Consider the following 10,963-nt stretch of genomic DNA (forward strand, 5'->3'; position numbering starts at 1 on the left):
TCCCCTCAGCCGCACGACCCATCGCCACTCCACCCGGACTGGGATTCCGGTCGGAGTCGTCGTCAACCCGGACGACTTCCGTCCCCACGCGGCCAAGCGGGCTCCGCGACGATTTGGGCCATCGCAATGGTCCTTCTCGCATCGAGCGCCACAGCCTGCGCGCTGGTCTGGATCGGCGCAGTCACGGCTCGGCACAGCGCCGAGCGGGCCGCCGATCAGGCAGCGCTGGCGGCTGCCGGAGGCGCGGTACGCGGTCTCGTCCAGAACGGCGAACTCGGCACCGCGAGCGCTTGCTCGCAAGCGGCCGCCGCGGCGCGCACCGCGGGCGCCGCCATTGGCTCGTGCAGTTGCGACGTTCTTGACTGCACGGTCGCAGTCCGAACGTCACTGCCCGCGCAATGGCTGTTCGGCCGCATCCTGTCCGGCGTTGATGCGGTCACCGCCACCGCCCGCGCGGGCCCGGTCGGCGATGGCCCGGTTGCCTCGCGCGGCGAAACCGAGAAGACCAGCCAGCTCGCCCGGCTCGGTGAGCTCGACGCTGTCGACCAACTGCGGCCGGCTATCCCGCACCGGCGCGCGTCCGCGCAGCGCCGCGAGTTGCATTCCACGTTGCCGCGAGCGGCGGATGCCCATCGTCAGCAGCCACGCGGCGGCCAGCAGCGCCCACGTGCAGATCGCTCCGGTCAGGAAGATCTGGGCACTGGTCGTGTGCACCATCACACCGAAGAAGGAAAGCGTGTCCGGGGCGCCAGAACCTGCGACCACGCCGCCGGTGAGCAAGATCACCGCTCCGATCACCGCAACCGCCACCGCTATCACGGCCACCTGCCTCAAGGACGTCCTGCTGGACTGGTCTCAGGGAATGACTACCCGTCACCGGCCGTCGAGCAGTACGCCAAGCAGGCGAATCGCGCCGTTCTTGTCCAGCGGCTGGTTCCCGTTGCCGCATTTGGGCGACTGGACGCAGGAGGGGCAACCGGCCGGGCACTCGCACGCGGCGATGGCGTCTCGGGTGGCGCCCAGCCAAGCGCGAGCCTGCTGGAATCCGCGCTCCGCGAAGCCGCCACCCCCGGGAAGCCCGTCGTGCACGAACACAGTGGGCAGGCCCGTGTCCGGGTGGCAGGCCGTAGACAGCCCTCCGATATCCCAGCGATCACACTGCGCAAACAGCGGCAGCAAGCCGATCGCAGCGTGCTCCGCGGCGTGCGCGGCGCCGGGGATGTCCGGCGCGGCCAACTCGGCAGCCGCGAGCGAGGCCGGCGACATGGTCCACCACACCGCCTTCGTGGCCAGCCTGCGGGCCGGCAGGTCCAGCGGCTCCTCGCCGAGCACCGCTCCGGTCGCGGCGTCCCGGCGCAGGTAGCCGACCACCTGGTTGGTGACCTCCACCGCGCCGAAGGACAGCCGCACGTCGTCGCTCCACAGCTCGGTCCGCTCCTCGCCGGTGATGCGCAGAAGGCTGGTGTCCCGGGCGTGTGTGCTGTATCCGGGATCCTTGGCGTTGACGACCGCTATCGCACCGTCGAGGTCCAGGCTTTCGACCACATAGTTGTCCCCCTGATGCAGGTAGACCGCACCTTCGTGGACTGTCGAGTGGGCTGCTGCTGCGTCTACCTGGCCGAGCAGCCGGCCGGTCGCGGCCTCGACGATCCGGACGGGGGTGCCCCCGCTGCCGCGCAGATCGGTCAGGTCTGCCGCCCGTTCCGGCCGGGTCCAGAACCAGCCGCCCTCGCGTGCGCGCAGCCAGCCAGTCCGGCTCAGCTCAGCGGCGAGCGCCTCGGTGGTCGGGCCGAACAGGTCGAGATCCGCCTTGGTCAGCGGGAGTTCTGCGGCGGCGGCACACAGATGCGACCACAGGACGTAGGGGTTGCCCGGGTTCAGGACGGTGCTTTCGACCGACTTGCCGAACAGTGCCTCGGGGTGGTGCACGAGATAGGTGTCCAGCGGATCGTCCCGGGCGACCATGACGGCCAGTGCGTCACGCCCGGAACGCCCGGCCCGTCCGGCTTGCTGCCACACGGAGCTGCGGGTGCCGGGATAGCCGGTGAGCAGCACCGCGTCCAGGCCGGAGAGGTCGACGCCGAGCTCCAGCGCGTTGGTGGCGGCGACGCCCAGCAGACGCCCGGAAAGCAGGTCCGCCTCGAGCGCTCGGCGGTCTTCGCGCAGATAACCGGAGCGATAGGCGGCGATGCGGCTAGCCAAGGGCGCACGCTCGGCCGAGCGTGCTTCATCATCGGTTTCGAGCGAGGGGACAGCTGTCTCCGCGTCGGTCGAACGCCCCTTGGAGTGGGCTCCAGGCGACCCGGCGGCAGCTTGCCTGCCGGACAGCTGGTCGACGAGGACAGAGCCCTGACGCTCCGAGCCGTCGCTGTTAGTCGAGTCAGTGTCCTCGGTTCCCGAGCCGTCGGCTCTGAGGTCCGCGGTGGTCTGGACCGGCACGGCCTCAGCGGGCCAGATACTTCCGTCGGCCTGCCCCAGCTGCTGGCGGGCAATCAGCGAAACAAGTTCCGCGCCGCGCCGCGACCTGACGAACGCGACCGTGCGCACCTCGTCGCGCACCAGATCCGCGAGCAGCCCAGCCGACTCCGCAATCGCGGACCGCCGCACCGGCGCTCCGCGTTCGCCGCGCCGGTCCGTCAGCGGCGGCTCCCAGAGCGCGAACAACACCTCGCCGTGCGGCGACCCGTCATCGACGACGGCATCCACCGGCAGCCCGATCAGCCGCTCCGCGGCGGCTTGTGGCTCGGCAGTGGTCGCCGAGGCGAGCGCGAACACCGGACTCGCTCCGTAGTGCGCGCACACTCGGCGCAGGCGTCGCAGCACTGCGGCGACGTGCGAGCCGAGCACGCCGCGGTAAGCGTGGCACTCGTCGATGACCACATATCGAAGGCGTCGTAGAAAGGGTGACCAACGCCGGTGATCCGGCAGCAGCGCGTAGTGGACCATATCCGGGTTGCTTAACGCGAACACGCCTTGATCGCGGATCCAGCGCCGCTCCTCAGGCGTCGTATCGCCGTCCAGGCAGGCAGCCGGCGCGATCGGGAGTCGCAGCTCCCGGATTCGCCTGGCTTGGTCCGCGGCGAGCGCCTTCGTCGGGGCCAGATACAAGGCCGTCGTGCGGCGCGGGCCACGCACGCCCGGAGCGTCTGACACCCCGTCAAGCAAGTCGGTCAACGCCGGGAGGAGGTAGCCGAGCGACTTGCCCGAGGCGGTTCCGGTCGCCTGCACGACGTTGTGGCCCCGCCGTAGAAGCTGCGCGGCCTCCGCCTGGTGGATCCACGGCCGCTCGATCCCGAGCGCTCGAAAACGGTCGATAACGCGCTTGTCGGCCCAACTGGGCCACTCGGCGTAACGGGCTGGGCGCGCGGGCACCCGCTCGACATGTGTCATCGCGTCAGCTCGCTCGGCGCTGCTGATCGAGACAAGTCGGTGAAGGATCTCCTCAGCGGACCTGGTTCGTGGCATCGTGTTCTCCAGGATGCACCCGGAAGAGAAAAAGACACTCCTCGCGGTGAACCGATCGCATACCGTCGTCAGGTGTGGGCGGGGAGTGATTGAATGCGTACTCACCCCGTTCGGGGAAGTCGCGAACAGGACAGTGCTGGAGGACCCGTGGATCTGAACCTGTCGACCCGGCACGAAGGTGACCGCACGGTCATCGAAGTAGGCGGCGAGATCGACGTCTACACGGCCCCGAAGCTGCGCGAGCAGCTCGTGGACCTCGTGAATCAGGGCCGCTACCACCTGGTCGTGGACATGGAGGCGGTCGATTTCCTCGACTCGACCGGCCTCGGCGTTCTGGTCGGCGGGCTCAAGCGGGTGCGCGCGCACGACGGCTCGCTGCGCCTGGTGTGCACCCAGGAGCGGATCCTGAAGATCTTCCGGATCACCGGTCTGACGAAGGTGTTCCCGATTCACACGACGGTCGAGGACGCCATCGCCGCCACCGACTGAGGCGCGGCCGGGCCGTGACTGCCCCCTGCGGGTGGTCACGGCCCGGATCCGGCGACGCAACTCACCACCGGAACACCGCCATCACCGGAACACCGCGGGAGGACCTTCGTCATGACGGGCGCACACGCCGCCGACTCGCTCACGCCACTCGACGGAGCGGCAGAAGGCCGGGCGGGGGAGGTCGGCGCGGGAGCACCGGACCCCGCGACGGCGGTCGGCGAGGCATCGGCCCCGGTGGTGCTGCGGTTCGCGCCGCTGCCTGAGCACGTCCGCACGGCCCGGCTGGTGGCCGTCGCCTTAGCCCGCCGCGCGGGGGTGGAGGACGGGCTGCTCGACGAGGTGCGGCTCGCGGTCGGCGAGGCCTGCTCGCGCGCCGTCGGACTGCACCGCTCGGCCGCCCCCGAAGTGCCGATCGTGGTGCATCTCGACGACGGGCGTGAGCGCTTCGGCGTCGAGGTGGTCGACGTTGTGAGCGGCGGTCCGGTACCCAAGCCGGAAGACGAGAACGCCGCCGAGAAGCTCGGGGCCGACAGCGGTTTCGGCGAGGAAGCCGACGCTGACATGGGCCTGGCGGTGCTGCGCGGCCTGGTGGACGACCTCGACGTAGAGCTCACCTCAGGCGGCGGGGTCATCCGCATGGGCTGGCCGGTGGTCGCCCCGCACTGGGCTGCCCACTGACTTTCCCGCGCCCCGCACTCCGCTCCACACCGCACGGCTGCCGCTGCCCGGTTCCTTCACCGTGCCCGGCAGCGCGAGACGCTGCCCTCTGACGCGAAATGCCGTCTTTTAGCAGCGTGAGTCACCGTCTCCTCAACGACTGACCTGACCCTGGATCCGTCGCGCCGTCGCCAACTTCAGGTTCGCGCTGCCTGCCCCGGTTCGTCGTGTTCCCGTCTCCGTGGTCGTAGCAGTCCCAGGCGCCAGCCGCGGGTGCCGCTCCTGCAGCCGCGCTCACTGGTTCGAGTGATTCTGCTGGTCGTCCCGCGAATCTCGGCACAGTCGCCGCGGACGCCGATCGGCGCCGCCGTCGGCCCGGGTCCGTTTCGGAAAACGCCAGGCGGGCAACGGGCAGACGCTACCTGGGAGCGAACGGGCCGGTGAGACGCGCGTCACACGCCGTTCCGTGTCCTAAACCTCACTAGGTGCTGGTATGGACCGGCTGGCGTGCGTAAACTCCGGCCCACCGACCGCACCGTCTCAGCTGGCGGGCGGTCGTTGTGATTGAGAACACGGTGAACGACAGGGTCAACGCGAACGACCAGGCCGAATGCGGCCGTGGCGGGTGGCGGCGGGAGAGCGGCGCAGGCGCGTCGGTCCCGTGCGTCCTGCGCGGCGCCGGCCCGGCCGGGCGCGCGGGCCGACTAAACCCCGTACAGGCAGAGGTCCGGCCTGCTCATTTCGGCTGGGCGCTCTGAGACGCGCTCACGGGGTATCCACGTCAAGGAGGACGCAATGCCCCGGCTTCCCGGGCAGCACCTGGCAAGCGCCGTCAGTCTCACCGGCGGCAATCTCACCCTGGTAATCGTCGTCGCGGTGATCGCCCTCGCGGCGCTCGGCGTGGCCGCCTACCTGGTTCGTGAGGTCCTCGCCGCCGGCGAGGGCAGCGAGAACATGAAGCGGATCGCGGCAGCCGTGCAGGAGGGCGCCGCGGCCTATCTCGCCCGGCAGTTCCGCACCCTCGTCGGCTTCGCCGTCATCGCCTTCTTCCTGCTGCTGGCGCTGCCGGCAGACAACTTGAGCGTGCGGATCGGCCGTTCGCTGTTCTTCCTCCTCGGCGCGGGCTTCTCCGCCGTGACCGGCTACGTCGGCATGTGGCTCGCGGTGCGCTCGAACGTCCGGGTCGCCGCGGCCGCGAACGAGTCCGGGGCGAACCGCGCCACCCGGATCGCGTTCCGCACCGGCGGCGTGGTCGGCATGTTCACCGTCGGCCTTGGCCTGCTGGGCGCCTCGATCGTGGTGCTCATCTACAAGGACGAGGCGCCGAAGGTGCTCGAGGGCTTCGGCTTCGGCGCCGCGCTGCTGGCCATGTTCATGCGTGTCGGCGGCGGCATCTTCACCAAGGCCGCGGACGTCGGCGCGGACCTGGTCGGCAAGGTCGAGCAGAACATCCCCGAGGACGACCCCCGCAACGCCGCGACCATCGCGGACAACGTGGGCGACAACGTCGGCGACTGCGCCGGTATGGCGGCCGACCTGTTCGAGTCCTACGCGGTGACCCTGGTCGCAGCGCTGATCCTGGGCCTGACCGCGTTCGGCTCCAAGGGCCTCGTCTTCCCGCTGATCGTGCCGATGATCGGCGTGCTGACCGCGGTGATCGGCATCTTCGCCGTCTCCCCGCGCCCCGGCGACCGCTCCGGAATGGCCGCGATCAACCGCGGCTTCTTCATCTCGGCCGCGGTCTCGATCGTGCTTGTGGCCGTCGCGGCGTTCACCTACCTGCCCAGCTCGTTCGGCGACCTGGTCGCCCACGGTGCGCGGGCCGGAGCGAGCGGGGACCCGCGGGTCATCGCGCTGATCTCGGTGGTCATCGGCATCGTGGTCGCCGTCCTGATCCAGCAGCTGACCGGCTACTTCACCGACACGCACTTCCGTCCGGTCAAGGACATCGGCAAGACCTCGCTGACCGGCCCAGCCACCGTCATCCTCTCCGGCATCTCGGTCGGCCTCGAGTCCGCGGTCTACTCCGCGGTGCTGATCGGCTCGGGCGTCTTCGGCGCCTACCTGCTCGGCGGCGGCTCGGTCTGGATCTCGCTGTTCTGCGTCGCGATGGCAGGCACCGGCCTGTTGACCACGGTCGGCGTCATCGTCGCGATGGACACCTTCGGCCCGGTCTCGGACAACGCCCAGGGCATCGCGGAGATGTCCGGCGACGTTAGCGAGGAAGGCGCGAAGGTGCTCACCTCGCTCGACGCGGTCGGCAACACCACCAAGGCGATCACCAAGGGCATCGCCATCGCCACAGCGGTGCTCGCGGCGACGGCGCTGTTCGGCTCGTTCCAGGACGCCGTCCAAGAGGCCGCGGCCAAGGCCGGCGGAGTGACCGGAAACGCCGAATCCGTGCTCCAATACCTCGGTGTCCTGAATGTCGCCGATCCGCGCAACCTGGTCGGCCTGCTGGCCGGCGCCGCGGTGGTCTTCCTGTTCTCCGGCCTGGCGATCAACGCGGTCTCCCGTGCGGCCGGCGCAGTCGTCTTCGAAGTGCGCCGCCAGTTCGCCGAGATCCCCGGGATCATGGAGGGCACCGGGCGGCCCGAGTACGGCCGGGTGGTGGACATCTGCACCCGCGACTCGCTGCGCGAGCTGGTGACCCCCGGTCTGCTCGCGGTGATGGCGCCGATCGCGATCGGCTTCTCCCTCGGCGTCGGCGCGCTCGGCTCGTACCTCGCGGGCGCGATCGGCACCGGCACCCTGATGGCGGTGTTCCTGGCCAACTCCGGTGGCGCCTGGGACAACGCCAAGAAGCTGGTCGAGGACGGCAACTACGGCGGCAAGGGTTCGGAGGCGCACGCGGCCACGGTCATCGGCGACACCGTCGGCGACCCGTTCAAGGACACCGCGGGCCCGGCGATCAACCCGCTGATCAAGGTGATGAACCTGGTCTCGCTGCTGGTCGCCCCGGCCATCGTGTCCTGGTCCATCGGCAGTGGCGCGAACTCCGGCGCCCGCGCCGGCGTCGCGGTCGTCGCCTTCCTGGTCATCATCGGCTCGGTGTGGAACTCGAAGCGTAAGTCGATCGCGGTCAAGGCCGAGGTTCCCGGCCAGAGCAGTGCCGCGGACGAGTCTGACGGCGCCATCGCGCACGTCTGACGCTTCGTCAGCGGAGCCGGCGCTATACGCACACGGCCCGCGTAGACGCCTCAGGGCGCCTGCGCGGGCCGTTCCGCGCCTCCGCCTCGAACGGTGCCCCGCCGTTGCATAGAGTGCTGCCTGTGACCGAGCTGATGACGGACCGGAGCGCGATCGCGCGGCTGCGTGAGGCGCTGCTCAAGGCGCAGTACACAGTGGACGGCTGCCTTGAGGCACTAGGGCCGACCGCGTACTCCGCGCTCTCGCGCAACGAGTCGGTGGCCGCCTCGCGAGCGGTGCGGCCTGACGACTCGGCGATCGCCTCGCTGATCAAGCTCTTCGTGCTCCAGGAGAGCGTGGACCGCGCTGCCGCCGCTCGGGCGATCCCGCTCGACGACGCGCTGGCCGGCGGTCTGCTCGCCGAGGATCGCGCGGACGGGACTGTGCGCGCGCTGGTCGACATCCGGCCCTATGGCGAGTCCGACGTGGACTGGTGGCTGGTCTCGGACCTCGGAGCCGGCTTGGTCACGGGGCACAGCGCCCCGATGCGCCCCGACTACGTGCTCGGCGTCGGCGGGGCCTCGACGACGCTTGCGCAGCTGACCGTGCGTGAACCGGTCAGCCGCGCGCTCGACCTGGGAACCGGCTGCGGAGTGCAAGCCCTGCACCTGTCGAGGCATGCGGGACAGATCATCGCGACCGACGTGAATCACCGCGCGCTCGATTTCGCCCGCCTGACCTGCGCCCTCTCGCTCGACGAAGATGCCTCGCGGATCGAACTGCGCGCAGGCAGCCTCTTTGAGCCTGTCGCGGACGAGCAGTTCGATCTGGTGGTCTCCAACCCGCCGTTCGTCATCTCGCCGGAATCAGCGCGCGGCGCCGGACGTTTTGTGTACCGCGATGCGAGCCTGCCCGGCGACGAGCTGTGCCGGCTCTTCCTCGAAGAGGTCCCCGGCTATCTCGCCGAGGACGGCTGGTGCCAGATCCTGGCGAACTGGCTGCACGTCGAGGGTGTCGACTGGCGCGATCGGGTGGCGCCCTGGGTGCGCTCGACCGGATGCGACGCGTGGGTCGTGCAGCGCGAGGTGCAGGACCCCGCCGAATACGCGGAGCTGTGGCTGCGGGACTCCGGCGACCACGGAAAGCCGCAATACATCGAGCGCTACCAGGCGTACCTCGACTATTTCGCAGCGCAGCGGATCGAGGCGGTCGGGTTCGGCTGGATCACCCTGCGGGCGAGTGGCGCCGACGTGCCCTCCGTGCGCCTCGAGGAGCTGACCGGCCCCATCGACCAGCCGCTCGGCGCTCTGGTGCCGGACTGGTTCGACCGGCAGGCCTTCGTGCGCGAGACCGACGACGCCGACCTGCTCGCCAGCAGCCCCGTGCCTGCGCAGGGCCTGGTCCTCGAGCAGGTGGCGCGGCCTGGCGAGGACGGCTGGGAGTCGGTCTCCACCAAGCTGCGCCAAACCACCGGATTGCACCGGTCGGGGGACATCGACCCGGTCGGTATCGCCCTCCTGGGCGCACTGGACGGTCAGCGCACCCTCGGTGACGTGCTCGATCGTGTCGCGACCGACTACGGTCTTTCCTCTGAAGCGCTGCGTTCCGGCGGGCTCGACGCGGTCCGTTCGCTGATCGAGGAGGGTTTCCTCACGGCGGGCTGAACGGAGCCCGATGGCGCGTTACGCGGTCCAAACGCGCCGCTAAAGCAGCACAAGATGAGCAAGCAGGGATGTGTCGCGCACAATGAACGACGCGGGCTGAACGACTAGGCCTGCTGACTCGTGAACGTAACCACGGCATCTCTGGGCGTACTCTGGACTCCGAGTCGCGCTCACGGGGCCGAAGGTATTACTTTCCAGTCGCCCGCGCCTCGCCCGCAGGGGTAGGTGCGACCGGGGCGGGTGATTTCGCTCATCCGGCGAGGGGTATCCCTTCGCGCGTGCGTGGCTTCGAAGAGGACAGGAAGGACGGACGACTGTGCCGCCGAGCAGCAAGGCCGGGACCGGGACCAAGGCGCCCGCGCGCCGTCTCGTCATCGTCGAGTCCCCGGCCAAGGCCAAGACGATCAAGGGCTATCTCGGCCCGGGCTACACCGTCGAGGCCAGCGTCGGACACATCCGCGACCTGCCGACCACCGACACCAAGCACAAGATCCCGGCGAACATCGCCAATCAGCCGTGGGCCAAGCTCGGCGTCGACGTAGACCACGACTTCGAGACCGTGTACGTGGTCTCCGACGGCAAGGACGACCAGGTCCGCAAGCTGAAGCAGCTGCTCAAGGAAGCCGACGAGCTCTACCTCGCCACTGACGAGGACCGCGAGGGCGAGGCCATCGCCTGGCACCTGGAGCAGGAGCTCAAGCCGAAGGTGCCGGTGCGCCGGATGGTCTTCCACGAGATCACCAAGGACGCCATCCAGCGGGCCGTCGCCAACCCGCGGCAGATCAACATGCAGCTGGTCAGCGCGCAGGAGACCCGCCGGGTGCTGGACCGGCTCTACGGCTACGAGGTCTCCCCGGTGCTCTGGCGGAAGATCACCAACGGCACCTCAGCCGGCCGGGTGCAGTCCGTCGCCACCCGCCTGGTGGTCGAGCGCGAGCGGGAGCGGATGGCGTTCGTCCCGGCCGCGTACTGGGACCTCACCGCGCTCTTCGACACGCAGCGCGAGGGTGACGACCCGCGCACGATGAGCGCCCGGCTCGCCTCCGTCGGCGGCGTCCGCGTCGCCCAGGGCCGCGACTTCGGCCCGGACGGAACACTCAAGTCCCGCGGCGACGTCGTCCACCTGGACGAACAGGCCGCTCGCGCCCTGGCCGCAGCCCTCGTGGACACCGACTTCGCGGTCACGTCCGTCGAGAGCAAGCCCTACCGCCGCGCTCCCTACGCACCGTTCCGCACCACAACGCTTCAGCAGGAGGCCGGACGCAAGCTCGGCTTCGGAGCGCAGCGCACCATGCAGGTCGCGCAGAGGCTGTACGAGAACGGCTACATCACTTATATGCGCACGGACTCGATCACGTTGTCCGAGACCGCGCTCACCGCCGCGCGCACCCAGGTCCGTGAGCTGTACGGCGCCGCCTACCTGCCCGACGCCCCGCGCCGGTACGAGTCGAAGGTCAAGAACGCCCAGGAAGCGCACGAGGCCATCCGCCCCTCCGGCGACAGCTTCCGCACCCCGGCGCAGACCGGCCTGACCGGCGACGAGTTCCGGCTCTACGAGC

7 protein-coding genes and 1 pseudogene are annotated in these 10,963 nt (G+C 69.9%); 6 read left to right on the forward strand and 2 right to left on the reverse strand.

Annotation, left to right across the window (positions count from 1 at the left end; all coding sequences use genetic code 11):
* Positions 1–111 precede the first annotated feature (111 nt).
* Positions 112–225: pseudogene (locus VFB40_RS28825) on the forward strand (hypothetical protein); the annotation flags it as partial.
* Between the two features lie 159 nt (positions 226–384).
* On the opposite strand, the gene VFB40_RS19300 reads toward VFB40_RS28825, so the two are convergent.
* On the reverse strand, positions 385–810 hold the full coding sequence (locus VFB40_RS19300; protein WP_324852629.1) for a hypothetical protein: 426 nt from the start codon (positions 808–810) through the stop codon (positions 385–387).
* Positions 811–873: 63 nt separating this feature from the next.
* A complete protein-coding gene (locus VFB40_RS19305) occupies positions 874–3,390 on the reverse strand; it encodes a DEAD/DEAH box helicase (protein WP_324852631.1) in 2,517 nt (838 codons plus the stop codon).
* Between the two features lie 222 nt (positions 3,391–3,612).
* Here VFB40_RS19305 and VFB40_RS19310 point away from each other — a divergent pair, with 222 nt between their 5' ends.
* From VFB40_RS19310 to topA, 5 genes are all read left to right on the forward strand, one after another.
* Positions 3,613–3,954, forward strand: coding sequence for an anti-sigma factor antagonist (locus VFB40_RS19310; RefSeq protein WP_211465825.1), 342 nt, complete (start codon positions 3,613–3,615; stop codon positions 3,952–3,954).
* Positions 3,955–4,065: 111 nt separating this feature from the next.
* Positions 4,066–4,632 carry an ATP-binding protein gene (locus VFB40_RS19315; protein ID WP_324852634.1) on the forward strand — a complete coding sequence of 189 codons (567 nt, stop codon included), beginning with the start codon at positions 4,066–4,068 and terminating at the stop codon, positions 4,630–4,632.
* A 774-nt stretch (positions 4,633–5,406) separates the two neighbouring features.
* Positions 5,407–7,761, forward strand: a complete 2,355-nt coding sequence (locus VFB40_RS19320) for a sodium-translocating pyrophosphatase (RefSeq protein WP_324852636.1) — start codon at positions 5,407–5,409, stop codon at positions 7,759–7,761.
* 122 nt (positions 7,762–7,883) lie between these two features.
* Positions 7,884–9,404, forward strand: coding sequence for a DUF7059 domain-containing protein (locus VFB40_RS19325; protein ID WP_324852638.1), 1,521 nt, complete (start codon positions 7,884–7,886; stop codon positions 9,402–9,404).
* Positions 9,405–9,720: 316 nt separating this feature from the next.
* The coding region (gene topA, locus VFB40_RS19330; RefSeq protein WP_324852640.1) for a type I DNA topoisomerase at positions 9,721–10,963 on the forward strand (1,243 nt) is incomplete at its 3' end.

Origin of the sequence: Actinocrinis sp. (assembly GCF_035650855.1) — a bacterium.
Taxonomy (GTDB): Bacteria; Actinomycetota; Actinomycetes; order Streptomycetales; family Catenulisporaceae; genus Actinocrinis.

Coding starts and splice junctions, on each gene's coding strand:
- VFB40_RS19305 (WP_324852631.1), bottom strand. CDS start 3,390: ATGACACATGTCGAGCGGGTGCCCGCGCGCCCAGCCCGTTACGCCGAG.
- VFB40_RS19315 (WP_324852634.1), top strand. CDS start 4,066: ATGACGGGCGCACACGCCGCCGACTCGCTCACGCCACTCGACGGAGCG.
- VFB40_RS19320 (WP_324852636.1), top strand. CDS start 5,407: ATGCCCCGGCTTCCCGGGCAGCACCTGGCAAGCGCCGTCAGTCTCACC.